Here is a 26,682-nt window from a genome sequence, read left to right on the forward strand (position 1 = left end):
GACCTCTTTTTTTCCAATTTTGGTTGAAAATATATCACTTATCATAAGGGTTACTATGTAAAACTAGAATTCGTTTGGAATAATTGAGAATATGTCAACTTATCTATAATATTTAAAAAAAGTATCATCTATCTATGACAAATAAAATACTTAGATACTACGATAGCATTTGTATAAATTAATTATCTTAAGGTTGCTAGTAACAAATCAAATCAACAACACAAAAAAGACAAAACGTCACAAAAAACAAGAGGTTTCACGACATTTTGGCATTTATATAGCAAAGGAATGCTATTTGATTTTAGCTAGTTCAAAACAAAAAGATACACTATGAATTTCAATAATTTCACTATAAAATCACAAGAGGCTATACAGCAAGCCCAACAGCTTGCTCAGAGTTATGGTCATCAACAAATAGAAAACGAACACATCTTTAAAGCTATATTTAATGTAGATGAAAATGTGCTTCCTTTCTTGTTAAAAAAACTAAATGTAAATATTACTATTTTACAACAGGTATTAGATAGTACTTTAGAAAGTTTTCCAAAGGTAAATGGTGGGGATATGCAATTATCTCGAGAAGCGGGAAAATCTCTTAATGAAGCTAGTATTATTGCAAAATCAATGCAAGATGAATTCGTTTCTATTGAACATCTGATCATTGCAATTTTTAAATCTAAAAGTAAGATTGGTCAAATCTTAAAAGATCAAGGAGTTACTGAAAAGCATCTAAAAGAAGCGATTAATGAAATTAGAAAAGGAGAAAGAGTTACTTCACAAAGTGCCGAAGAAACATATCAATCCTTGAGTAAATATGCTAAAAACTTAAATGAATTAGCTGAAAATGGTAAACTAGATCCTGTTATTGGAAGAGATGAAGAGATTCGTAGAATTCTACAAATCTTATCCAGAAGAACAAAAAATAACCCTATGCTGGTAGGAGAACCTGGAACAGGAAAAACGGCCATTGCAGAAGGATTAGCGCATAGGATTATAGCAGGAGACATTCCAGAAAACTTAAAGGATAAACAAATTTATTCTTTAGATATGGGAGCACTAATTGCTGGTGCAAAGTTCAAAGGAGAGTTTGAAGAGCGATTAAAGGCAGTTGTTAAAGAAGTTACTGCTAGCGATGGTAATATCGTATTATTTATTGATGAAATACACACATTAGTAGGTGCTGGCGGAGGTCAAGGTGCTATGGACGCGGCAAATATTCTAAAACCTGCATTAGCGAGAGGAGAACTAAGAGCTATTGGAGCAACTACATTAGATGAGTATCAAAAATACTTTGAAAAAGACAAAGCATTAGAACGACGTTTCCAAAAGGTTGTAGTTGATGAACCCGACACAGAAAGTGCTATCTCTATTCTTAGAGGAATCAAAGAAAAATACGAAACACATCATAAAGTAAGAATTAAAGATGAAGCAATTATTGCCGCGGTAGAACTTTCTCAACGATATATAACAAATCGTTTTTTACCAGACAAAGCTATTGATCTGATGGATGAAGCTGCTTCTAAACTTAGAATGGAAATCAATTCTAAACCTGAAGAGCTAGACGTATTAGATCGAAAGATTATGCAATTAGAAATTGAAATTGAAGCGATTAAACGTGAAAATGATGCTTCAAAACTAAAATCTTTAAATGCAGATTTAGCAAACTTTAAAGAAGAACGCAATGAGATTTTCTCCAAATGGCAAAGTGAAAAAGAAGTTGTAGATGCTATTCAGAATACTAAAACTGCCATTGAAGAATATAAACTTGAAGCAGAACGAGCAGAACGTAACGGTGATTATGGAAAAGTAGCAGAATTACGCTATGGAAAAATTAAAGATGCTCAGGAAAATTTAGAAGTATTACAAGAACAATTGAGTCAACAACAACATAAATCTTCTTTGATTAAAGAAGAAGTTACTAATGATGATATTGCAGAGGTTGTTGCCAAATGGACCGGAATTCCTGTAACTAAAATGTTACAAAGTGATCGTGAAAAACTTTTAGTTTTGGAAAAAGAATTACAAAAGCGGGTCGTTGGGCAATCTGAAGCAATTCAGGCAGTAAGTGATGCTGTTAGACGAAGCCGTGCAGGATTACAAGATCAGAAAAAGCCAATTGGTTCTTTCTTATTCTTAGGAACCACAGGAGTTGGTAAAACCGAACTTGCTAAGGCATTGGCAGAATACTTATTTAATGATGAAAGTGCCATGACTCGAATTGATATGAGCGAATATCAGGAGCGACATTCAGTGAGCAGATTAGTTGGTGCACCTCCTGGATATGTAGGATATGATGAAGGAGGACAACTTACAGAAGCAGTAAGAAGAAAACCATATTCTGTTGTACTGTTAGACGAAATTGAAAAAGCACATCCAGATACCTTTAATATCTTATTACAAGTACTAGATGAAGGTCGTTTAACAGATAATAAGGGAAGAACTGCTGATTTTAGAAATACAATTATTATTATGACCAGCAATATGGGAAGCCATATTATTCAGGAAAAGTTTGAAGCTGTCAAAGATATAGACACTGCAATGGAAAGTGCTAAAATCGAGGTATTAGGCCTACTGAAACAAGCTGTACGTCCAGAATTTCTTAACAGAATTGACGATATCATTATGTTTACTCCATTAACTAAAGCAAACATCCAAGAAATCGTGAGATTGCAACTAAAAAATGTTTCAGTAATGTTAGCCCAACAAAATATTACCTTAGATGCTACTGAAGAAGCGATTAACTTTTTATCTAAAAAAGGGTTCCAACCAGAATTTGGTGCAAGACCTGTAAAAAGAACGATACAAAAAGAAGTGTTGAATGCGCTTTCCAAAGAGATCCTTGCGGGAAAAGTATCTACCGATAGTATTATATTATTGGATGAATTTGATAACAATTTGGTATTTCGAAATCAAACAGATCTTGTGATGTAATAAACTGTAATTGTTTTAAATATATACCTTTATGAAGGGCAAATTTTAGTAAAATTTGCCCTTTTCTCGTTTTATTAAAAAACTTTTGATCATCTCTATCTATATGAAAACACTTGATATTACGGTTTTACCGTAGTTGTTAACAAATACATTCTTACATAGTTGATAAAATTTTCTTACGTGAGATGAACTTTTAAGTAACTTGCCATCGATGAAACCAGCTTTAATTGTATATATCTACCTCTGCGCATGCACTTTAACTTTTGCTCAAAGTAAGAAAGAAATTTTTGCTGATATTAAGAACAAGTATTCATTAATTAGAGAATTAGTAGATAATAATACACTTAGACAATTTTATACCGATTATACCTGTGAAGAATCTCTGGAAAAAGGCTCCATTACATTCTATTATAATAGCAGGGAATTAAAACTTATTGTACATCGGTATACCCAAGGGAGAGTTTCTTATGAAGATGAATACTATGTTTGGGATAATGAATTATTTTTCGAATTCTCTAAACACAAGGTACGATATAAAGACTATAAGCACTCAAAAAAGAAAAAAGTTAAAAAAATAGATGTTGTTCTCAACTTAGAAGAACGATTCTACTTTTACAATTTACTACCTATTAAATGTCAATTCAAAGATTTTGAAACTAGGAGTAATAGAAGTAAAAATCCTAAGACCAATTATGTAAGAAACAAAAGTACTAATTGTGAAGAAGCTGGCAGAATTCTTGAAAAATATAACATCCTATTAGATTTTCAAAATACAGAAATGGTTGATACTTGTGCTCTACCAAGAAGTATTGCAAAAATAATATCAGATGATGTTATTTATGGAAGTCTTGGTAGAAACTAATTTTAATGAATTATAATTCTTTTAGTTTCTGATTGTTGATCATAATACATTTTAGCAAAATAAACACCTGTAGAAAGGTTAATCTCTATTCTTGTATTCTCTCTAAGAGGTTGCTCTATTAATATATTTCCAAGCGTATCAAAAATCTCTAACCTTCCTTCTCTTCCATTTGTTTGGAATGTTATATAATCTCTTGCTGGGTTAGGATATATTAGAAACTGTGATTGTATATTTTCTGAAACTGATAACGTATTCGACCACGGTTGCCCTACATTATTACCCCAAATATACTCTACCAGATCTGGTTGATCTATGAACGGATTGCGATTAAATTGCCAGGTATAAATAACATTATTTCTATTCATCTCAAAATCGTCCGGTGGATCATTGCGATGCCAATCCAATAAGGTTGTTAAATCACCTAATTGACCAACAGTAGAATTATCTGGATTACCACTCACTACATCTAATCCATTATAACGTACGGTAAGAAAAAAGATACTACGTGCTACATCTCCTTGCCAACTTCCTTGATTTCCAGATGGACCACTATATTCTCCATAATCCTGATTTCCTCTAGAACTATTTTCTGGACCATCTGTAGCTCTCAATCCATGTGCATCTGAATTAGCATGTCTTAATGAATCTGGTCTGGTTACCGTAAAGACATCTATACCATCTGCTATATCATCTTCTTCTATGCTATTAAAACCACCTCTAGATCTTGGATATGTATGTTCTCGATTCCATTTTCCTACATTACTCCCTCCACTAGACTGAAAATCTAATTTAGGGCGTTGTTGTTCTGTATACAACAACCAAACTTGATTACTATTTAACGGACTCTGATCAGCTTCTTTTAAAATATCGATAATGTCCGTGTACGTTTGAGCTCTCACGACTGAAGGATCTGCTATGATATCCTGGATTCCCTGAACCAAAACTCCATCTGATAATCCTTCTATAGCATTATAATAATCTTCTGGCGCTGTAGTAGTAACATTACCATATGTAGGATTCAAAGGAGTTCCCCAGGAAGCAATAGCAAAATCATTATCAACTATCCTGAGTTCTTTATTGTCATTAGTAAGTTTAAAATCATCTGGAATAGTTCCAAATGTAATTTTCATTACCTCATCTCCTTCATCATTCACATCATCTATCAATTGTATAGAGTTGGTTGTTGTATTTGTTCCGTTAAGAATCGTTACCGAGGTACTCCCAGAATAATCATCAGTTGTAAAATTTCCATTGGTAATTGAAACCTCAAAGGTAAGATCGCTAGTAACATTTGTTTCTGTAGTAAAAACCATATCAATAACGTCTCCTTCATCATAACTCTCCGCATTTGTTGAGATGGATATTCTATTAAACTGAATACCACTCCCATCATTAAGAGCTCCTGGTGTAGGGGTAGTTACTGTATAAGTACCATCTGCATTACGTTGAATCGACTCCGTAGTTTTATTGTTATTTTCGTCTTCATTAATTTGTTCGGTAAGTCCTAATAAGGTCATTAATCCCATATCATCAGCATCGTCCGTATCATGAATTAAGGCATCAATTAAATTATTGGTAGTTGCCAACGTACCTTCTGGAAAATCAGTACCATTTCCTATATAAATAGCCACAGCATCCGCTCCGTTTTGGATAGTATTCTCAGATAACATCAAATCAGGAACTGGTGAAACTTCTGGTCCACCTACTAAAAAAACACCATTTGCATCTGTAGTAAAACCATCCAAATCTAAACTAAAATAACTAGAATCTCCTCCGCTCGTTGAACCATTAAAAAGAACTAAAACGAAGCCGTCTAGAGAGAAATTTGGATTATCCGATTTTAGTTCGATAAATTCTTGTGTATCCGTGCTAGGAGTATCCGAATCTAATTCGTTAATTACTAATTGCCCAAACGACAATTCCATTAGTAAACAGGCAAAAATTGTAACATAAAGATGTTTCACAAACTTAATTTTTTAATGATAAGTTACTATATTACAGCAGCTTATCATATATTATATTCATAAAATAATAGCAGAACAAGATACGTATAATAAGTAGTTTATTAGGTTATCTTATTATTAAAAAATTAGAAAAGAATTCGAGTTCTAAAAAAGCATAATATGTTAAATTAAAAACACAATATACCAATTGGTATATTATTCATTATATTTGATTCTGTAATTAAATATTGATGTACACTAAAGCTGAAAAAACTACTGAATTTATTATAGAGACCGTTGCGCCTATTTTTAATAAAAATGGATATGCAGCCACAAGCCTTAGTGATATTACAAAAGCAACAGGTTTAACCAAAGGAGCTATTTATGGTAATTTCAAAAATAAAGAAGAACTAGCCGTCGCTGCTTTTACCATGACGGTAAAAAGTATGCTCAGACGAATTAAGGAGCATCAATCTTTAAGTAACTCGCCAATCCAAAAACTCTTTTTAATCTCCAATTTTTATAGAAACTATTATAATTTCAGTCAGGAATTAGGAGGATGTCCGGTATTAAATATGGGCGTAGATGCTAAACACCAAAATTCAGGGCTTTTTAATTATGTTCAATACACCATAAACAAAATTCAAAATAATCTTGCATTACTAATTGATCAAGGAAAAGAATTACAGGAAATAAAACCTAATATAGACTCACAATTATATGCCAAACGATTATACACTATGATTATTGGAGCCATATTTATGACACATACTATGGAAGATAATAGTTACTTATTACAAACTATGGATCAAATAGATACAATGATTCAATCCGAATTGAATCTCTAAATATTTTTTTAAACATTAATATACCAATCGGTATAAAACTTAAAAGTTATGACAACATTACCAAAAACCTTAGAAAGTAAAGCAAAAATCAGATTTCAGCACTGCGACCCCTTCAACCACCTCAATAATGCTGAATATATAAACTATATGATTAATGCCAGAGAGGATCAAATCATAAGTAATTACAATTTAGATCTTTTTAAAATGGCCCGAACTCAAGGAATAAGTTGGGTAGTTGGTACAAATCAAATTGCTTATTTACGTCCTGCATTTCTTATGGAAGATATTATTATCGACTCTCAGCTTTTTTCCTTTACCGAAAATGAACTACATGTAGAGATACGCATGTGGAATCACGATAAAACCGAATTAAAAGCTGTGATGTGGAGTTCTTTTGTTCACTTTAATTTACTAAAACAAAAACGATGGAACCACACGAATGAATTGATGGAATTATTTACATCCATTGTAAATCCAATTAAATCACTTTCATTTAATGAAAGAATTTCTCAATTAAAACCACAAAAAGTGTAACATATCTTCTGGAGAGCAGTCTTATAATATACATCAATCAACAAAATCTAACCATTTATGAAAACTTCTGACAATCTTGGCTCCTCTCACAAGAAGAGAAGTTCTTATTTTTTTATTGCATTTTTTATAATTGCAATTTTATCCATGGCCGTAGTAGCTTGGAAATTAGGAGTGTTTGGATAATATTTTCAAAGTAATTTGAAAATATCAATATAAATCAAAGTCGTATTTCTAGATACTCCAGAAATACGACTTTTAGTGCTTATTGTTATTTAAGAAATTAAATCAGGCCGATTTCAATTTTAATTGATGTATTTAGTTTTATATCTATAAAACATATTCCTTTTTACTAAATCACAGATATTCTATACTAAATGAAGATTAAGTTCGTTATGTGGAGATATTGTTAACCAGTTTTAATAACGTCTCAAACACACATCATGAAACTAAACTTTACACACTTAAAAACATCAAAAAAATCATTTTTTCTAATTACCTGCACTTTATTTTTATTTTCCTTTTTTAATTACACTATTGCTCAAACTCCCGTAGAAAGATATGGAAGACTACAAGTCAATGGAAGTCATGTTACTGCAGAAAACGGTGATAAAATAAGTCTAGCTGGTATGAGTCTTTTTTGGAGTAATGCCGGAGATGGAGGAGATTTTTATAATAGTCAAACGGTTAATCATCTTGCAGATGACTGGCAAAGTCCAATTATAAGGGCTGCACTTGGAGTAAAAGAAACCTGGGATGGAGGTACCGGATATATTGACAATACCGCTGCTCAAAAAGCCAAAATAAGAACAGTGATCGATGCTGCTATCGCCAAAGGAGTGTATGTAATTATCGATTGGCATACACATGCAGCAGAAGTATATACAGATGAAGCAGTTGCTTTTTTTACTGAAATGGCAGAATTATATGGATCTAATGATCATGTGATTTATGAAATTTATAATGAACCTATTGGTCAATCTTGGAATGATGTAAAAAGTTATGCGCAAGAAGTGATCGCTGGTATTAGATCCAAAGATCCTGATAACCTTATTATTGTTGGTAGTCCAACTTGGTCTCAGGATGTAGATCAAGCTGCCGCGAATCCAATAACGGGAGATCCTAATTTAGCCTATACACTGCACTTCTACGCTAATACACATAAACAATTTTTACGAGATCGTGCCTTAGCAGCTATGAATGATGGTATTGCTTTATTTGTAACCGAATGGGGAACTACGGATGCTAGTGGAGATGGTGGTTATAATCCTCAAGAATCTCAAATATGGATCGACTTTATGATTCAAAATAACATTAGTTACGTAAACTGGACGGTATCACATAAAAATGAAGATTCGTGTGTAGTAAGCCCAAATCAAGGATTACAAGGACTTCTTAATGGTAACTTAACTACATCTGGAACGTTTATAAGAAATCACATTCTTTCTAGAGCACAAACACTAAGTACAGATGATTTCGTAATTGGATCAGAGAAACTATCATTGCAACAAAATCCTGTAAAAAACATCCTATCTATTAACTCTTCTACTATCATCGATGACATTACAGTTTTTGATATGAATGGAAGGTCTGTACTCTCGAGAGATGTTAATCAAGATAATCCACAAATAGATATTACCACTTTAACAACTGGTAAATATATTTTACAAGTGAATGGCAATAATAGCAGTGCCACTACAAAATTTATAAAGATTTAAAGAGTACCATAACGCAAAAAAAGACCTTTCAGTTTTATAATTGAAAGGTCTTTTAATTTATCACACTAAAAAAAATCTCTAATTTCCAGCATTAGCACAATCCAAAGGCAAAAGTGCCAATTCATCTGCATATGCCAGTTCACTAGTACATTCTAAATCTCTATACTCCTCTACTGTATCCTTTATAGCTTGACAAGTTGTTTCATTCTGATCTGCTTCATATGCTTCTATAGCAGCTTCTACAGATAGTTGTAAAGCGTCTTCTGCTACATCACAAGCTGCGTCTTCGACATCATCTCCATCACAAGAAATACAAAAAGATCCAACTAATAATAAGGTAAAGATTGTTTTTTTCATCATTGTTTTTTTAAAGTTATGATACAAATATCTTGTTTCGTACTACTAGTAAGTATCTCTAAAACAATTTTTCTTAACTCTATTCAATTTCATCAAAAATGCTATCACAACTAAACATATAAATAGTATTTTTGGATACCCTTGATATCATTACTATTATGCACTCCAAACTAAAATTACTCAGCATATTTATTTCTATATTTTTTTTTCTAGTTTCTTGCAAAAACACGAATAAGAACTCTAATAAAAATAAAATCTTAATTAATTACTTAGACGAATATGTAATTTATAACGATACCATTTTTAACGAATCCAAAATAGGGGGATTATCGGGTATCGATTATAGCAAAGATGATAAATTTTATTACCTCGTATGTGATGATGCAAAAAAACCTAGATATTACAAGGCTTCTATTCTATTAGATAACAATCAATTTAATTCGGTGGAAATAAATGAAGTTGTAGAACTAAAAGACACAATACGTCAATTTTTAAATAATAACATAATCGATTTAGAAGCTATCCGAACTTTTGGGAAAAACAAGCTAATATTCGCTAGTGAAGGTTCTATTAAGAACGACTATAATCCTTCTATTTTTATTACAGACCCATATGGGAATTACTCAGAAAGCTTTTCATTACCTACATACTTTTTAACGGACACAAATTCTAGAAATAAACCTAGACATAATGGTGTTTTTGAGGGACTAGCTGCAGATATTACAAATGATGGATATTGGGCAGCAATGGAACTTCCTTTAGAATTGGATGGTAAAGAACCTACTTTTAATCATTCCGGAGCTCCTGTTAGAATTACTCATTTTAGTACGAAGACAAATCAAGCAGATTTTCAGTTTACGTATCCTTTGGATAAATTAACAAAAGATCCTAAAGGCAATTTTGGGGTAAATGGAATTACTTGTCTCCTACAATTATCCCAAAATGAATTTATTGTAATAGAACGAGCATATTCTGAAGGATATGGAACACAAGGAAATACGGTGAAAATATATCTTGCAAATATTGAACACACCACGAATACTTTACCTTTCGATACGCTACAAAATAAAGAATATAAGGTAGCGAAAAAAGAACTACTTTTTGATTTTGAAACCGTTAGATCACAATTAACCAATAATATTTTGGATAATATCGAAGGTATAACACTCGGACCCATTTTAGAAAACGGAAATCAATCATTAATTTTAGTGGCGGATAATAATTTTAGTCCCGTTTCAAAACAAATAAATCAATTAATCTTACTGGAACTTGTTAAACCATAATATTCTAACTTATGAAACTCAATATAACAATCTTTATCTTTTGTTTATTTTCTCTGCACGGATACAGTCAAGAAACCGATAAAGAAGCATCAACGACTACCTATATCTTGGTAAGGCATGCAGAAAAAGATCTAAGTAATCCAGAGAACAAAAACCCTGATTTAACCGAAGAAGGTATTTCAAGAGCTAATAGATTGGTAAAAATTTTAAAAGATATCCATATCGATATGGTCTATAGTACAGATTACAAAAGAACACTACAGACAGCTGCTCCAATAGCGAAGGACAGAAATATAGAAATTGCATTATACAATCCGAAGAAATCGTATGACGAAACTTTTAAGCAAAAAACGCGAGGAAAAACAACAGTAATTGTAGGACATAGCAATTCAACTCCAACATTTGTTAATAAAATCATTGGACAGAAAAAATATAGCAGTATAGATGAAAAAGATTACAACAAACTATTTATCATTTCTTTACAAAAAGATGTGATAACAGATATGATGCTTAATTTCGATTAGAATAAATTATTTTCATCATATACATAAATGTCTTTGAGTTCTATTTTGGACAATAGTTTTAACGCTCCCTTTTCAAAAAGTACATCTAAATCCGATAAGGGAGTTGACATATCATCTGTTTTGTAATTGTTGTAATCCACAAAACGAATATTTTTAATAAATCTATCGTTATATGCCTGTCTGAAACGTATTCCACCTCCATCAACGGCATATTTATAAGCGAGATAGTCTACAGTGAACTTTTCTTTATGAATCCAATATAAAAACTCATCTTCAAAATCTGTTCCTCCTCCTTCTTGATCAAAAGTTACTTTAATTTTATGATAGGGAAGATTATTAATTTTTGATTCACCCACTAACTCCTTATTCACAGCTGGAGCATTTAATCCATAGGGTAAATTAGCAAAATAATGAACCGAATTTACCCCATCGCTAATTTTGGTGATTAATGAATCTGCAACGTTAACAACACAGTTTTCTACAGATCTGGTCAAACCATCGTTCGCAACAATATCATGAACTATTCCTTCTTTACCAAAGATCTTTCGTTCCAGAAGATAATTCCCATGATCTCTTGTACTTATATATTCTTTATCTCTAAAATTGAAACGTATTTTAACGGCATCAAATTTAGCTCCTCCAGCTGCACTTATTGTTTTATCAATAATCTCTTGCGCAGAATATTGATCTACTAGAATATCAAAAGACATTAAAAACAATACCATTGTAAATAGCATGAACTTCTTCATAAAATCTTGATTTATTATTGTGCTAAAATACTTTTTACCAATTTCAAATTTGTAAGAGTTTTGTTAAACTAATATATGATTAGAAAGTTGCAAAACTAATATCTCCTAAGTCTATTCTTGAAAGTAAAACTTTCATAACAATACCTAATTTTAAGTTTATTTTTTTTTAAATCTTCAAAAAGATAATTAATTTGCAGTGCCTAAAATCTATGAACATTATGAAATATTTATTACTTTTTTTGGTTGGATTTGCTATCCAGCCAATACTAGCGCAAGATTCCGCTGTTTATGAAAAAGCTACAAAGGCTTTTCAGGAAAATTTCAATGCCCAAAATATAGATGCTGTTTTTGATTTGTACGCTACCGAAATGCAAGAGGAAATGACCAAAGAAGGAGTTACTCGTTTTATTAAAGGATGTCATTCGCAATTTGGAAATTTAAATACAGTAACTTTTATAGAATCTGCAGAAGGTATTAATAGTTACACAGCTGCTTTTGATAATATTAGTTTGGTTATGGAGTTAAAATTAAATCCTGACGGAAAAATAGCAACGATACAATTTCAAGAACCTTAAAAAAGATTCTAATCATATATTATAATTTACAAAGCTTTCTATATAGAAAGCTTTTGTATTTTTGTACTCTTTGCAAACATTCTGCATTACCATATGAACAAAAATAAAATCAATATACTAAACAGAAAGGCCAAATTCGAATATGAATTTTTGGATAAATATACTGCTGGAATCAAATTAGCAGGAACAGAAATAAAAGCAATTAGAGAAGGTAAAGCTGGTATTGCTGAAAGTTTCTGTGAGTTTCATAACGGAGGAGAACTTTTTGTAATCAACATGCATATAGAAGAGTATTCTCATGCTACTTATTTTAATCATAATCCAAAAAGTGAACGCAAATTATTATTAAATAAACAAGAATTAAAAAAGCTCGAAAAAGAAGTTAAAAATTCAGGACTCACCATTATCCCCACGCGACTGTTCATTAATGATAGAGGACTAGCTAAACTTGATATTGTACTCGCCAGAGGTAAAAAACTATACGATAAGAGAGAAACAATTAAAGATAGAGACAATAAACGCGCGCTGGATCGAATAAAAAAGAATTACAAGTAGCCTTCTACCACAGAAACTTTATACAAATTATTAATTTTTATTTTCTAATAAAGGTACAAAGCGGAATTCTCCAAACTCATGTTTCTCAAATTTGGTATCACTTTTTCGGATAAACAAAGTCATTATTTGCGGATCATTACCTACAGGAATAACTAACCTACCTCCTATTTCTAATTGAGCTAATAATGGTTTTGGAACATAAGGAGCACCAGCAGTAACTATAATCCCTTTGTAAGGCGCAAATTCTTCTAATCCTTTATAACCATCCCCAAAAGACAAATGTTTCGGTCTATATCCCAATTTAGGTAAAAACAGCTTCGTCTTTTTAAACAATTCTTGCTGTCTTTCTATACTATATACTTTACATCCTAGCTCACATAATACAGCTGTCTGATAGCCCGATCCGGTTCCTATCTCCAGTACTTTATCTCCTCGTTCTACCTGTAATAGTTCCGATTGAAATGCAACCGTATAAGGTTGTGATATCGTTTGATCTGCTCCAATAGGAAAAGCTTTATCCTGATAAGCATGATCATCAAAACTAGAATCCATAAACAAATGTCTAGGAATAGTATTAATTGCTTCCAAAACGGATGTATCTTTAATGCCTTTACCAACTAATATATCAACTAGTTGCTTTCTCTTTCCAGCGTGTTTTAACGTATCTTTAGATTTCATTAGGGTAGATTAACAGGCTAAAATTACATAAAGATTTTAAAGAATAAAGAAGAAACTTATCATTAAAATGAATATTTTTTATTTTAGATAGAATTAAGATTTAGAATTTATAAATAATACTATTTTTGTGTAAAATCTTTAATTATGCTCAAAGCCGGAGTACTTGGCGCAGGACACTTAGGTAAAATCCATTTACGTCTCCTAAAACAATCCGAAAATTACGAACTCGCTGGTTTCTACGATTCCAGTGAAAAACAAGCAAAATCAATTTCCGAGGAATTTGGTTATACACTTTTTAACTCTGTCGAAGAATTAATAGAGGCTGTAGATGTAGTAGATATCGTAACACCTACTTTTGCTCATTTCGATGTTGCCAAAAAAGCTATAGAAGCAGGAAAACATGTTTTTATAGAAAAACCAATAACTAATACCGTAGAAGAAGCTGAGAAGCTTATTGCATTAGCAAAAGCTCATAATGTCAAAGGACAAGTTGGACATGTAGAACGTTTTAATCCTGCCTATACCGCTGTTGCTGATAAAATAGTTAATCCTATGTTTATCGAAGCGCATAGACTTGCAGAGTTTAATCCTAGAGGAACAGATGTACCTGTGGTTTTAGATCTTATGATTCATGATATTGACGCAATTCTAAGTGTCGTTCATTCTGAAGTAAAACATATTAGCGCAAGCGGTGTATCTGTAATTAGTGAAACACCTGATATTGCCAATGCTAGAATAGAATTTGAAAACGGTTGTGTAGCCAACCTCACGGCTAGTCGTATTTCTCTTAAGAATATGAGAAAAGCAAGATTCTTTCAGAAAGATGCTTATATCTCCGTGGACTTCTTTGAAAAGAAATGTGAAGTAGTAAAAATGAAAGATGCTCCAGAGAATCCTGGAGATTTTGATATGATTTTGCAAAATGCAGAAGGTGTTAAAAAGCAAATTTACTTTGATAACCCTGAAATTCCTTCTAATAACGCCATATTAGACGAATTAGACACATTTGCCGAAGCTATACAAAATGACACAACACCTATTGTTTCCCTTACTCAAGGTAAAAAAGCATTAGAAGTAGCATTAAAAATAATTGAGTGTTTCAAGCACTAAACATCAATTCATAAGAAAAAGCATAAACAAACATCTCATTCACTAGTTATTAGTGAATAATTATAACTATAATACATGAAAAACGTAGCAGTAATCGGTGCGGGAACAATGGGAAATGGAATTGCCCATACTTTTGCACAAAAAGGTTTTAAAGTTCAATTAATAGACATCTCTCAACAGTCATTGGATAAAGGATTGGCAACAATCACAAAGAATCTAGATAGAATGATCGCTAAAGAAAAAATTTCTGAAGCGGATAAAGAAGCTACTCTTGGAAACATTTCTACTTACACTAATATAAGAGAAGGAGTAGAATATGCTGGACTTGTAGTAGAAGCTGCTACCGAAAATGTAGAGTTAAAACTAAATATCTTCAGAGAATTAAGTGAAGCTTGCCCAGAAGATACAATATTAGCGACCAATACATCTTCAATTTCTATTACTCAGATTGCTGCGGTTACTAAAAGACCCGACATGGTAATCGGAATGCATTTTATGAATCCTGTTCCGATAATGAAATTAGTAGAAATCATTAGAGGTTACAATACTTCTGATGAAGTGACCAATACTATTATGGAAATGTCAAAAACTTTAGGTAAAGTACCTGTAGAAGTAAATGATTATCCAGGATTTGTAGCTAACAGAATTCTAATGCCAATGATCAATGAGTCTATAGAGACATTATACAATGGTGTTGCTGGAGTATCAGAAATTGATACCGTAATGAAATTAGGTATGGCACACCCGATGGGTCCGTTACAATTAGCAGATTTTATCGGATTGGATGTATGTCTATCCATTCTAAATGTAATGTATGATGGATTTAAAAATCCTAAATATGCACCTTGCCCATTATTAGTTAATATGGTAATGGCTGGTAAATTAGGAGTAAAAAGTGGAGAAGGTTTTTATGATTACTCAGAAAGCCGAAAAGCTGAAAAAGTAGCTAAACAATTCGTATAAGATATAGTATCAATTCATATAAAAATACTTGTCAATGAAAACTATTTTATACACAACTTTCATTTTGGCAAGTATTTTTTTGTTTAAAGATATTCCCCATACAAGAGAATTTTCGGATGGTAGAAATACTACCAAAGGATCGCAAAACAAATTCCATAAATATGATTCTATTTTCGCAAAGCATCCAGAATTCATTGCCAAAAGCTTTGATTTCCCTGTTGGGAAGCCTAGTGCTAAAGGATATTATAATGCACAAGGATTTCAAGTAAATTATCATTTAGGTGATGACTGGAATGGTGTTGGTGGTGGTAATTCGGATCTTGGGGATCCCATATATTCGATTGGTAATGGATATGTATCATTTGCGGCAAATATTGGTGGCGGATGGGGAAATGTAATTCGCGTTATCCATAAATATAAAGGTACATACTACGAATCCGTATATGCGCATTGCGAGTCTATAAAAATTAGTAAAGGAGATTTTGTAAAAAAGGGGAAACTAATTGGAACCATTGGTAATGCAGATGGAACTTATTTAGCACATTTGCACTTAGAGATTAGAGATGATATCTTTATGGACATCGGTCCAGGATATTCTGACAATACAGAGGGATATTTAGATCCTACCAAATTTATTAACGAACATTAAAACAACCACCCATGAAAAGATCTTATTTTCTTGTAATGTCTGCATTAGTATTTATTGTTTTTTCTTGTAAACAAAAGCAACAAAACGAACAAACAGATGACTTCAATACTGAAACTGAAGGTTATCAAATTGTTGGAAACCTGAAAAACATACCTGATAGCACTTGGATTTATATTAATAAAGACAATAAAATCGTAGATTCCACGCAGATTATAGGAGAAAAATTCGAATTTACGGGATTTGTAGATGAACCTTCCTCGTTTTTCATGATGGTTGGTAAAACGAATCGAGAATATTTTTACATGTGGGCCGAAAATGTAAACATAACGGTCACAGGTAAAAAAGGAGATCTTAAAAACTCAGCAATTGTTGGTGGAAAAGCTCAAAAAGATAGTGATATCTTTAACCAAAGAATGGATAGTGTAAGTAAGGGGTTAGATTGGATAGAAAAAAAGTATCGCTATGCAAAAAATATATCTAATGAAACCCATGATTCGATAGCAAAGGCTCAAAGTAAACTTTTAGCAAAATCGGAACAGATTAGTAAAGATTTTATTAGAGAATTTCCAGACTCTTATGTTAGTGTGCATTCATTATATATTTATAACACCACTTGGGACAAACAAGTAGTTTCTGAATTATATAACAACTTATCTGACAGGATGAAAAAATCAAAAAATGGTCTAACCATTAATAAATTTTTATCACTTCCCGAAACACCAAAAACAGGAGAAAAATACATTGATTTTGAACTACCTAATACTTCTGGAGAGCTCGTAAAATTATCAGATATAAAAGGAAAATATGTCCTTGTAGAGTTTTGGGCTTCTTGGTGTGGGCCTTGTATCGAAGATAATCCGAAACTAGTAAAAACATATAACACCTATAAAGAAAAAGGGTTTGAAATCATTGGAGTCTCACTAGATACTAACAAAAAACATTGGCTTAAAGCCATTGAAAAAGGCAATTTACCATGGATGAATGTTGGAGATATGAAAGGAAGTAAAACTGAAGTAGCTCAAATTTATGGTGTTAATGGAATACCTGATAACTTCCTTATGGACGAACAAGGAATAATCGTCGCAAAAACATTAAGAGGAAATGCCCTAGAAAACAAATTAAAAGAGTTGTTTCAATAATTTAAATTTTAAAAAATGAATTTTAAAAAGTACTTTTTTATTGGACTTTCTGCTGTTACATTTACTTTTTTTTCTTGTAAACAAAAGCAACAAAACGAACAAACGGATGATATCCATACTAATACCGAAACTAATGGTTATCAAATTATCGGAAACCTGAAAAACATACCTGATAGTACGTGGGTTTATCTTCATGAACATAATACAGTAAAAGATTCCGCATTAGTGATATCAGAAAAATTCGAGTTTACTGGATCCGTAGATGAACCTTCTAAAAGAAACATAAGATTAAAAAATGGAAAATCTATTTCATTTTGGATAGAGAATAAGACAATTGAGATTAAATCTAATAAAAATGATTTTTCGAACACCATAATAAGAGGAGGAAAAATTCAGGAAGAAAGCTTGTTGTTAAAAAAGCCGATTGATAGTATTTTTGATGAGATTACTCAGGTACATAAATTATTCGAAAACCAGAACCTAACCAAATATGAGCGTGATTCTCTAGTTAAAAGACAAAACACTTTATTCGAAGAAATAAAAAATATCAATATTAAATTTATAAAGGATCATCCAAATTCATATGTAAGCATATCAAGACTAGATGGCTATGCTTCTAACTGGGGAAAAGCAACTACCAAAACGTTGTTTGAGCCTCTATCAGAAGAATTAAAGGCATCCCATTATGGAAAATCTATAAAACATTTTATTTCACTTCCTGAAGTACCAAAAATTGGAGAAAAATTTATTGACTTTGAGTTAGTAGATATAAATGGAAAATCGATAAAAATTTCAGATGGAAAATCAAAATATGCTTTGATAGAATTCTGGGCTTCATGGTGCTATCCATGTAGAAAAGAAAACCCTAATCTTATAAAAACATATAGTACTTATAAAGACAAAGGTTTCGAAATCATTGGAGTATCCATCGATAACGATAAGAAAAATTGGATTGATGCAATTAAAAAAGATTCTCTTCCTTGGAAACAAGGAGTTGACCTAAAAGGCTTCAAAAGTGATATTGCTTTAACATATGGAATCAATGGAATACCTGATAACTTCCTTATTGACGAACAAGGAATAATCGTCGCAAAAACATTAAGAGGAAATGCCCTAGAAAACAAATTAAAAGAGTTATTCACTGAATAAACTAAAATCTATCATAACACATCTATAAATGGCAAAAATTCATCCTTTCAGAGCCGTAAGACCGACTAGAGATAAGGTAAGTCTGATTGCCTCTCGCTCCTATCAAAGTTATACTCCAGAAGAAAGAGATTCGAGAATGGACTACAACCCCTACTCTTTTCTTCATATTGTGAATCCAGGTTACAAATATCATAAAGAGATTTCTGGAGAAGAACGTTATAAATTAGTACGTAATCGGTATTTAGAATTCAAGGAAGATGAGATTTTTATACAAGATAATACGCCATGTTATTATGTATATAAGATTGTAAATCGAGAACAAGAGTCTTTTTCAGGAATTATTGCAGCTGCCAGTGCTACAGACTATGAAAATGATATCATTAAGAAGCATGAAGATACCTTAGCCGATAGAGAAAGTACTTTTAAACAGTACCTAAAAACAGTAGGGTTTAATGCAGAACCTGTATTACTAACATATCCAGATAATGATGATATCACAAGTATCATTGAAAAAGTGATTCAGGAAAGAGCTGAATATGAATTTACTACTACATACAGAGATACTCATTATCTATGGAAAGTAGCTGATCCAACCAACATCGAGCAACTAAAATCTGCATTCGAGGGTATGAAAACCATCTATATCGCAGACGGACATCATAGATCGGCCTCATCTTACCTACTGGCAAAAGATCTTTCCAAAGAAAACCAAGAACATAAAGGTATAGAACCCTATAACTTTTTCATGAGTTACTTAATTCCGGAATCTGACTTAAAAATTTATGAGTTTAATAGATTAGTCAAAGATCTAAACGGACTGTCTAAAGAAGAGTTTTTGATACGGTTAGATGAATGGTTTAGAATAGAAAACAGAGGAATAGAAGTATACAAACCTTCTAAACCTCATCACTTTAGTATGTACCTAGATGGCGAGTTCTATTCTTTATATCTTAGAAAAACCATTTACGAATTTACAGATGCTCTGGCAGAATTGGATGCACAAGTATTATTTAAGACTGTACTAGAACCAGTATTAGGTATTAAAGATCTTAGAACCGATACCCGAATAGAATATTCTCATGGTAAAAACGATATTGTATACGTAAAAAGTAAAGTAGATCAAGGAGAGTTTGAAGTTGGTTTTGGTTTATTTCCTGCCACCGTAGATCAAATGAAAAAAATTGCGGATCAAGGTTTAAAGATGCCTCCAAAAAGCACTTACATTGAGCCCAAATTACGAAGTGGAATTACTATTTATGAATTCTAATTTGTAATTATTATTTACTATTTACTAAAACTAAATACAACCTCTCATTTCTCTAAATTTAGGTATATTTACGGCTTATGAATTCTATTGCGCAAAACTTAAAGCACATTGAAAATACACTTCCTAGTGGAGTAACTCTTGTGGCAATATCTAAGACAAAACCTATTCCTAATCTTATGGAGGCCTATAATGCTGGGCAACGTATTTTTGGAGAAAACAAAATTCAGGAAATGACCCAAAAATGGGAAGAAATGCCAAAAGATATTTTGTGGCATATGATTGGTCATGTTCAGACGAATAAGGTGAAATATATGGCTCCTTATGTGGATACTATCCATGCAGTAGATAGCTTAAAACTTTTAAAAGAAATCAATAAACAAGCACTTAAACATAATCGAAAAATCAATTGCTTACTACAAATTAAAATCGCTGAAGAAGAGAGTAAATTTGGATTAAGTGAAAACGATGCGATAGACCTCTTAAAATCTGAAGAAGTACAAAAACTAAGAAACGTAAAAATTAAAGGTCTTATGGGAATGGCAACTTTTACTGATGATTCTAATCAAATTAAAAACGAGTTCGATAAAATTCAGGTACTTTTTAAACAACTAAAAACTACATTTACAGAATTTGATACTTTATCAATTGGTATGAGTGGTGATTATAAAATTGCCATGGATTGCGGCAGCACTATGGTAAGGATTGGAAGCTCTATTTTTGGAGCAAGAAACTATTCAATTTAAAAACACTATTTTAGGTCATTATTAGATAAACTTATACTACCCCACCCAGTAACGTATGATGTACGCGATTTTAGATATAGAAACTACAGGAGGAAAATATAATGAAGAAGGAATTACAGAAATTGCGATTTATAAATTCGACGGGCATAAAGTTGTAGATCAGTTTATAAGCCTTATTAATCCAGAAAAACCTATTCAACCATTTGTTGTAAATCTTACTGGTATTAACAATAAAATGCTACGTAATGCACCAAAGTTTTATGAAGTTGCCAAAAGAATCGTAGAGATTACAACTGATTGTATTATCGTAGCACATAATGCCTCTTTTGATTACAGAGTATTAAGAACTGAATTTGATAGACTTGGTTATGAATACGAACGTCAATCTTTATGTACTGTAGAGCTTTCTCAAAAACTTATTCCCGATCAAAAATCATATAGTTTGGGTAAATTAGTTAGAAGTTTGGGCATAGCTATTTCTGACCGACACAGAGCCACAGGAGATGCACAAGCAACCGTAAAACTCTTTAAATTATTACTTTCTAAAGATGTTGAAAAAACAATACTAAAAGAAACGGTAAAACTAGATACTAAGAAAAAGGTAAATGATAAATTACTTCGACTTATAGAAAACTTACCTTCTGCAACTGGTGTATATTATATACATCGCAAAGATGGAGGAATCATATACATCGGTAAAAGTAAGAATATAAAAAAGCGTGTTACACAACATTTTACCAATGAAAACAGAAAATCAAGAAAGATTCAGGAAGAAGTTATCAATGTAACTTATGAAATTACAGGTAGTGAATTGGTTGCCCTATTAAAAGAAAATGAGGAAATAAAACGTAACAAACCCAAATACAATAGAACGTTTAAACGAACTAAATTCAATCAGGCGCTTTATGAATTTACGGACGAAAATGGGTATTTAAATCTTCAGGTAAAAAAGGTAGATCGTCGTAAAAAGAGTATTACCACTTTTACCAATAGACAGCAGGCAAAATCATTTATGTATCGCTGGGCAGAAGAATATAATTTATGCTTACGGTACCTGGATCTTGACAATAATAATGAAAAGTGTTTTAAAAATACAACGCAAAAATGTAATGGAGCTTGCATCCAAGAAGAATCAATAGACACCTACAACGACAGAGTGAGAGAACTAATATTCAAACATACTTTTAGAAATAAAAACATGATAATTATTGATAGAGGTCGTGATATTGATGAACAGAGTGTTATTTTGATTGAAAAAGGTAAATTTATGGGTATTGGTTATTTTAATCTTAATCATCAAATTAATAATATCAATATTCTAAAATCTATAATCACTCCCATGGAGCATGATAGAGATGCTCAGCATATTATCCAGAGTTACACAAGACAACATAAAAGACTGAAAGTTGTCCCTTTGGATAAAAATAAAAGTAACTCCTAAGGGTAACATTTCTTTAAAACAAGCTACTATATATAAAAGTACCATTATGTTTCGATCATTTTTGATTACTACTATTCTATTATCTTCATTTTTCTGTACCTCTCAAGAAAATTACAACTCGAAAAATTTAATTGTTAGTAAAGCTGATCTTAAAGGAACTATATATAAAAAAGACACAACGGCTAATGCATTCTATATATATGAAAAAGGATATAGTAGAATCGAAAATAGCGGAAACTATGGCTTATTAACCGATTATAGTGGAAAAATAAAGATTTTAAATCAAGAAGGGTTTGATAGTAGTATTTTCGAAATATTACTGTATAATAATAAAAGTAAAAAAGAAGTCTTTAGAGATCTTGTAGCATACACTTATAATTTAGAAGATGATAAAATAGTAAAAACGAAACTAGAAGAAGACAAAATATATACAGAAAAATACAATGAACACTATACGCTTGTAAAATTCACCTTCCCAAATATAAAACCAGGCTCTGTTCTCACCTATTCATATCAAACAGAATCGCCATTCACTTTTAATTTTAATGGATGGGATTTTCAGGACGATATTCCCAAGTTGCATAGCGAATACGTAGCAGACTTGCCGGGCAACTATGTATATAATATAAGATTAGTGGGTACACAACCATTAGATACAGAGGATAACTCAATAAAAAAGGGCTGTTTTGATATTGGATATGGAAGAGTTGCTGATTGTGCGCATAGTAGATATGTGATGAAAAATATTCCGGCTTTCAAAAAGGAAAAATTTATGACTGCCAAAAAAAATTACTTTTCCAGAATAGAGTACGAATTAAAGGAATTTAAGGGTTTTGATGGTATCAATAAAAAATACACAGAAACTTGGGAAAATGTCGACAAAGAATTAAGAACCGAAAAAACGATTGGACAACAACTAAAAAAGATTAAAGCTACCAAAAATGTTCTTCCTGTTTCACTTGCTAATATGCCTCTAAATTTAGAAAAAGCAAAAGCCATTTTTAGATATATTACGAATAATTATAGCTGGAACGAGGAGTACAAAATTTTTAATGACGTAGACATTAAACAAATTCTTAAATCCAAAACTGGCAATGTTACTGAAGTAAATACTTTACTACATAATGTCTATAAACAACAAGGGTTTACTGTGTTACCCGTATTATTATCTACGAGAGAAAATGGTTATGCTACTAAAATCCATCCTATTCTTTCTGATTTCAACTATCTGATTGTACAATTAGAAATTGATCAAAAGAAATATTTACTAGATGCTACTGAAAAAACCTTACCCTTTGGCGAAATTCCATTTAGATGTTTAAACCAATATGGTAGACTCTTAGATTTTAAAAATGGAAGTTCTTGGATAGATATTAAACCTAAAAAACGTTCTTCCTATTATTATAGAGAAAAACTCATATTAACGGAAGATTTGAGTATCCAGGGAAATGGAAAATATACCTATATAGGCTATCACGCATATAATAATAGAAAATTTTTAGATCGAGTTGGCGAAGAAAAATACGTTCAAAAAATGATGGATATCGATGAAAATTTATCTATCGTAAATGCAGAACTCCAAAATGCTAATGAGTTAGATAAACCTTTTATAGAAGAAGTAGAATTTACCAAAATACCTGAAAAGATAGATGACATCATTTATATAAAACCATTTACTAGAATATTTTTTCAGGAAAATCCATTTAAATTAAACGAGAGAACCTATCCTGTAGACTTCGGTTATAAAGATACTCTTACTTATATCACCTATATAGAAGTTCCTGATAATTATCAATTTGTAGATATTCCTAAAAGTAAGAACTATGCGTTGCCAGGAAAATCTGGAAAACTTGGGTTAGATTTCAAATTACAAGATAACACATTGATCATCAGTCATACTGTTATCCTATTATCATCATATTATCCAGTGGATTATTATAGCGCATTAAAAGAATTCTTCAATCTAATTGTAGATATGGAAACCAACACCTTAATAGCCATCAAAAAAACAAGTTAATTTTTTAGTATTTTCGCTAAAACATTCAATTTTGAAGGATACTTCCAAAAATAAAAACTGGAAACATCAATTACATGAGGTAATTTATGAAGCAGACACAAGAGCCGGTAAAACTTTTGATCTGATCATTCTTATTATCATCCTTGCCAGTATTGTACTGGTCATGTTAGAAAGTGTATCGTATATAAATGATAAATATGCTTCATTATTCAATATCTTAGAATGGATTATTACAATTGTATTTACCATCGAATATTTTTTAAGAATTATTACAATAAATAAGCCTAGAAAATACATTTTTAGCTTTTATGGGGTCATTGATTTACTATCTACAATTCCAAAATATCTTTCCATTCTATTTGTCGGTACTCATGCGTTGGTAGCGCTAAGAGCGCTTCGCTTACTAAGAGTTTTTAGGATTTTGAAATTAGCTCGTTTTATAGGAGAATCTAATAATCTTGTAAAAGCATTAAAAGCTAGCAGAGCTAAAATATCGGTTTTCTTATTTGCGGTATTAATTGTTGCCATAATTTTAGGAACTGTTATGTATTTGGTAGAAGGTCCAGAGCATGGCTTTAACAGCATACCAAGAAGTGTTTATTGGTGTATCGTAACACTTACTACAGTAGGATATGGAGATATTTCACCAGAAACACCATTAGGTCAATTCATCGCATCTATTGTTATGGTTCTAGGTTATGGTATTATAGCAGTACCTACGGGTATTGTTAGTGCAGAATATACGCAACAAATAAAAAAGAATCCAATCAATCTAAACACCCAGCATTGCTCAAATTGTCTAGAGAGCAATCATTTAGACAATGCAAAATTCTGTCATAAATGTGGACACACCTTATTCAATGATTAATAATACTCTTATCGTAGTAGTTGGTCCTACCGCCATTGGAAAAACTAGTTTAAGTATCGAACTAGCCAAACATTTTAATTGTGAAATTGCATCTGCAGATAGCAGACAATTTTATAAAGAAATGCGTATTGGTACCGCTGTACCCAGTGCTGAAGAATTGCTACAAGCCAAACATCATTTTATACAACACAAAAGCATTCATGAAAATTACTCGGTTGGAGATTTTGAAAAAGACGCAATTAACAAGTTAGAATCTCTATTTGCCACTAACAATCATGCTATTTTAGTAGGAGGATCGGGATTGTATGTAGATGCAGTTACCAAAGGATTAGACAACTTTCCTGAAGTTCCAACTGATGTTAGAGAGCAACTACAAAGAGCCTACAAAGAAGAAGGAATTGTCTATTTACAAAATCAGTTGAAAAAACTAGATCCTGTTTATTACGAAAAAGTTGACATTCATAATACACATAGAGTAATGAGAGCTCTAGAAATATGCATTAGTACTAATAAACCATATTCCTCTTTTATTACTCAGCCAAAAAAGAAACGGCCTTTTAAAATTATTAAAATCGGAATCACTGCAGAACGACCAACTATATATGATAGAATTAATCAAAGAGTTGATATTATGGTAGAAGAAGGATTGCTAACTGAGGTAAAGAGCTTATATCCTTTTAAAGAACTCAATGCGCTTAATACTGTAGGCTACAAGGAGATTTTTAATTACATGGACGGTATTTGGGATTTAGACTTTGCTATTTCTGAAATCAAAAAAAACACAAGACGTTTTGCCAAAAGACAACTCACCTGGTTTAGAAAAGATGAAGAAATACATTGGTTTGATTATGTAGCACCCAGAGAACATATTATAGAAACAATTCAAAATTTTAGTCAAAATAAAAACAACTGAAACTAAAGAAAAATATTGAACCTATTGTTTTTATTGAAACAAAACTATTAGATACTTATTCATGTATAGATATATAAAAACCGCTTTAGTTCTTGTTCTAAAGCGGTTTTAGTATATAGATAATAATTTTATTACCGTTATTAAGATCGGTTTTTATGATTCGTCACTACGAACTACTAACCTAAATCCTTCTCCGTGAATATTTAAAATTTCCACGTTTTCGTCTTTCTTTAGGTATTTTCTAAGTTTAGCAATATATACATCCATACTTCGAGAAGTAAAGTAATTATCATCTCTCCATATTTTAGTTAATGCCAATTCTCTAGGCATTAAGTCATTTAGATGTAACGCTAACAATCGTAATAATTCATTTTCTTTAGGGGATAACTTTATCGGATCTTCTTCTCTAAAAGTTAAAAATCTTAATTTTGAATTTAAGTGGAAACCACCGATTTTAAATTCAAATTGCTTACTATCTGCAACAGACTCAGTTGTTTTACGCTGCATTATAGCTTGTATTTTCATTAAAAGCACTTCACTATCAAAAGGCTTATTAAGATAATCATCTGCTCCTACCTTGTATCCCTTTAGAACATCCTCTTTCATTGCTTTCGCTGTTAAGAAAATGATAGGAACTTCTTCATTCTTATCTCTTATCTCTTTTGCCAAAGTAAATCCATCCTTATAAGGCATCATTACATCAAGGATACACATATCATAGTCATCCTTTTTAAATTTTTCGAAGCCTTCCATACCATTTTTAGCATGTACAACATCATAATCGTTCATAACAAGATAATCCTTTAGTACGGTACCAAAGTTCGGATCATCTTCTACAAGCAAAATCTTTTTGTTTTCTGTTTCCATAA

At 31.7% G+C, this 26,682-nt stretch carries 26 protein-coding genes; 21 read left to right on the forward strand and 5 right to left on the reverse strand.

Annotation, left to right across the window (positions count from 1 at the left end; translation table 11 throughout):
• Nucleotides 1–330 precede the first annotated feature (330 nt).
• Together clpB and Q1B37_RS20985 are read left to right on the forward strand one after the other, a co-directional pair.
• Entirely contained in the window at nt 331–2,931 is a 2,601-nt protein-coding gene (gene clpB / locus Q1B37_RS20980; RefSeq protein WP_299902156.1) for an ATP-dependent chaperone ClpB, read from the forward strand.
• A 211-nt stretch (nt 2,932–3,142) separates the two neighbouring features.
• Nucleotides 3,143–3,793: a hypothetical protein gene (locus Q1B37_RS20985; protein ID WP_299902158.1), complete on the forward strand. Its 651-nt coding sequence runs from the start codon at nt 3,143–3,145 to the stop codon at nt 3,791–3,793.
• Between the two features lie 2 nt (nt 3,794–3,795).
• Here the strand turns inward: Q1B37_RS20985 and Q1B37_RS20990 are convergent, their stop codons facing one another.
• Nucleotides 3,796–5,757, reverse strand: coding sequence for an endonuclease (locus tag Q1B37_RS20990; protein ID WP_366944336.1), 1,962 nt, complete (start codon nt 5,755–5,757; stop codon nt 3,796–3,798).
• A 230-nt stretch (nt 5,758–5,987) separates the two neighbouring features.
• On the opposite strand from Q1B37_RS20990, the gene Q1B37_RS20995 reads away from it, so the two are divergent.
• The 4 genes from Q1B37_RS20995 to Q1B37_RS21010 all read left to right on the forward strand — a co-directional run bounded on the left by Q1B37_RS20995 (nt 5,988) and on the right by Q1B37_RS21010 (nt 8,833).
• Entirely contained in the window at nt 5,988–6,584 is a 597-nt protein-coding gene (locus Q1B37_RS20995; protein WP_299902159.1) for a TetR/AcrR family transcriptional regulator, read from the forward strand.
• A gap of 48 nt (nt 6,585–6,632) precedes the next feature.
• The gene (locus Q1B37_RS21000) at nt 6,633–7,118 is read left to right on the forward strand and encodes a thioesterase family protein (RefSeq protein WP_299902162.1); all 486 of its coding nucleotides are present in this window, start codon (nt 6,633–6,635) and stop codon (nt 7,116–7,118) included.
• 57 nt (nt 7,119–7,175) lie between these two features.
• Nucleotides 7,176–7,301, forward strand: coding sequence for a hypothetical protein (locus tag Q1B37_RS21005; protein WP_299602388.1), 126 nt, complete (start codon nt 7,176–7,178; stop codon nt 7,299–7,301).
• A gap of 257 nt (nt 7,302–7,558) precedes the next feature.
• Nucleotides 7,559–8,833, forward strand: a complete 1,275-nt coding sequence (locus Q1B37_RS21010) for a cellulase family glycosylhydrolase (RefSeq protein ID WP_299902165.1) — start codon at nt 7,559–7,561, stop codon at nt 8,831–8,833.
• Between the two features lie 78 nt (nt 8,834–8,911).
• Here Q1B37_RS21010 and Q1B37_RS21015 read toward each other — a convergent pair whose 3' ends face one another.
• On the reverse strand, nt 8,912–9,190 hold the full coding sequence (locus Q1B37_RS21015; RefSeq protein WP_299602392.1) for a hypothetical protein: 279 nt from the start codon (nt 9,188–9,190) through the stop codon (nt 8,912–8,914).
• Between the two features lie 131 nt (nt 9,191–9,321).
• On the opposite strand from Q1B37_RS21015, the gene Q1B37_RS21020 reads away from it, so the two are divergent.
• Nucleotides 9,322–10,473: an esterase-like activity of phytase family protein gene (locus Q1B37_RS21020; RefSeq protein WP_299902168.1), complete on the forward strand. Its 1,152-nt coding sequence runs from the start codon at nt 9,322–9,324 to the stop codon at nt 10,471–10,473.
• 11 nt (nt 10,474–10,484) lie between these two features.
• Nucleotides 10,485–10,997, forward strand: coding sequence for a histidine phosphatase family protein (locus tag Q1B37_RS21025; protein ID WP_299902171.1), 513 nt, complete (start codon nt 10,485–10,487; stop codon nt 10,995–10,997).
• On the opposite strand, the gene Q1B37_RS21030 is transcribed toward Q1B37_RS21025, so the two are convergent.
• On the reverse strand, nt 10,994–11,746 hold the full coding sequence (locus Q1B37_RS21030) for a DUF6503 family protein (protein WP_299902174.1): 753 nt from the start codon (nt 11,744–11,746) through the stop codon (nt 10,994–10,996). The genes Q1B37_RS21025 and Q1B37_RS21030 overlap by 4 nt on opposite strands.
• Before the next feature lie 218 nt (nt 11,747–11,964).
• Here Q1B37_RS21030 and Q1B37_RS21035 point away from each other — a divergent pair, with 218 nt between their 5' ends.
• Both Q1B37_RS21035 and smpB read left to right on the forward strand, forming a co-directional pair.
• Complete coding sequence (locus tag Q1B37_RS21035) at nt 11,965–12,321, forward strand: DUF3887 domain-containing protein (RefSeq protein WP_299902177.1); 357 nt, start codon at nt 11,965–11,967, stop codon at nt 12,319–12,321.
• 93 nt (nt 12,322–12,414) lie between these two features.
• On the forward strand, nt 12,415–12,876 hold the full coding sequence (smpB, locus tag Q1B37_RS21040; protein ID WP_299602401.1) for an SsrA-binding protein SmpB: 462 nt from the start codon (nt 12,415–12,417) through the stop codon (nt 12,874–12,876).
• A gap of 30 nt (nt 12,877–12,906) precedes the next feature.
• Here smpB and Q1B37_RS21045 read toward each other — a convergent pair whose 3' ends face one another.
• Nucleotides 12,907–13,554: a protein-L-isoaspartate(D-aspartate) O-methyltransferase gene (locus Q1B37_RS21045; RefSeq protein WP_299602403.1), complete on the reverse strand. Its 648-nt coding sequence runs from the start codon at nt 13,552–13,554 to the stop codon at nt 12,907–12,909.
• Nucleotides 13,555–13,698: 144 nt separating this feature from the next.
• On the opposite strand from Q1B37_RS21045, the gene Q1B37_RS21050 reads away from it, so the two are divergent.
• The 11 genes from Q1B37_RS21050 to miaA all read left to right on the forward strand — a co-directional run bounded on the left by Q1B37_RS21050 (nt 13,699) and on the right by miaA (nt 25,813).
• Nucleotides 13,699–14,664, forward strand: coding sequence for a Gfo/Idh/MocA family oxidoreductase (locus tag Q1B37_RS21050; RefSeq protein WP_299602406.1), 966 nt, complete (start codon nt 13,699–13,701; stop codon nt 14,662–14,664).
• Between the two features lie 75 nt (nt 14,665–14,739).
• Nucleotides 14,740–15,627, forward strand: a complete 888-nt coding sequence (locus Q1B37_RS21055) for a 3-hydroxybutyryl-CoA dehydrogenase (RefSeq protein ID WP_299902180.1) — start codon at nt 14,740–14,742, stop codon at nt 15,625–15,627.
• Nucleotides 15,628–15,661: 34 nt separating this feature from the next.
• Complete coding sequence (locus Q1B37_RS21060) at nt 15,662–16,276, forward strand: M23 family metallopeptidase (RefSeq protein WP_299902183.1); 615 nt, start codon at nt 15,662–15,664, stop codon at nt 16,274–16,276.
• A gap of 11 nt (nt 16,277–16,287) precedes the next feature.
• On the forward strand, nt 16,288–17,415 hold the full coding sequence (locus Q1B37_RS21065; protein ID WP_299902186.1) for a TlpA disulfide reductase family protein: 1,128 nt from the start codon (nt 16,288–16,290) through the stop codon (nt 17,413–17,415).
• Between the two features lie 15 nt (nt 17,416–17,430).
• Entirely contained in the window at nt 17,431–18,564 is a 1,134-nt protein-coding gene (locus Q1B37_RS21070; RefSeq protein ID WP_299902189.1) for a TlpA disulfide reductase family protein, read from the forward strand.
• Nucleotides 18,565–18,592: 28 nt separating this feature from the next.
• Nucleotides 18,593–19,831, forward strand: a complete 1,239-nt coding sequence (locus Q1B37_RS21075; RefSeq protein ID WP_299902192.1) for a DUF1015 domain-containing protein — start codon at nt 18,593–18,595, stop codon at nt 19,829–19,831.
• A 77-nt stretch (nt 19,832–19,908) separates the two neighbouring features.
• Complete coding sequence (locus tag Q1B37_RS21080) at nt 19,909–20,574, forward strand: YggS family pyridoxal phosphate-dependent enzyme (RefSeq protein WP_299902195.1); 666 nt, start codon at nt 19,909–19,911, stop codon at nt 20,572–20,574.
• Between the two features lie 58 nt (nt 20,575–20,632).
• Nucleotides 20,633–22,015: an exonuclease domain-containing protein gene (locus Q1B37_RS21085; RefSeq protein WP_299902375.1), complete on the forward strand. Its 1,383-nt coding sequence runs from the start codon at nt 20,633–20,635 to the stop codon at nt 22,013–22,015.
• A 46-nt stretch (nt 22,016–22,061) separates the two neighbouring features.
• Nucleotides 22,062–24,032, forward strand: a complete 1,971-nt coding sequence (locus Q1B37_RS21090; RefSeq protein ID WP_299902198.1) for a hypothetical protein — start codon at nt 22,062–22,064, stop codon at nt 24,030–24,032.
• 31 nt (nt 24,033–24,063) lie between these two features.
• Complete coding sequence (locus Q1B37_RS21095) at nt 24,064–24,900, forward strand: ion transporter (protein WP_299902200.1); 837 nt, start codon at nt 24,064–24,066, stop codon at nt 24,898–24,900.
• The gene (gene miaA, locus Q1B37_RS21100) at nt 24,893–25,813 is read left to right on the forward strand and encodes a tRNA (adenosine(37)-N6)-dimethylallyltransferase MiaA (protein ID WP_299902203.1); all 921 of its coding nucleotides are present in this window, start codon (nt 24,893–24,895) and stop codon (nt 25,811–25,813) included. The genes Q1B37_RS21095 and miaA overlap by 8 nt, the downstream gene beginning before the upstream one ends.
• 153 nt (nt 25,814–25,966) lie before the next feature.
• On the opposite strand, the gene Q1B37_RS21105 is transcribed toward miaA, so the two are convergent.
• Nucleotides 25,967–26,680, reverse strand: coding sequence for a response regulator transcription factor (locus Q1B37_RS21105; protein ID WP_299602427.1), 714 nt, complete (start codon nt 26,678–26,680; stop codon nt 25,967–25,969).
• Nucleotides 26,681–26,682 lie beyond the last annotated feature (2 nt).

This window comes from uncultured Aquimarina sp. (assembly GCF_947492965.1).
Lineage (GTDB): Bacteria > Bacteroidota > Bacteroidia > Flavobacteriales > Flavobacteriaceae > Aquimarina.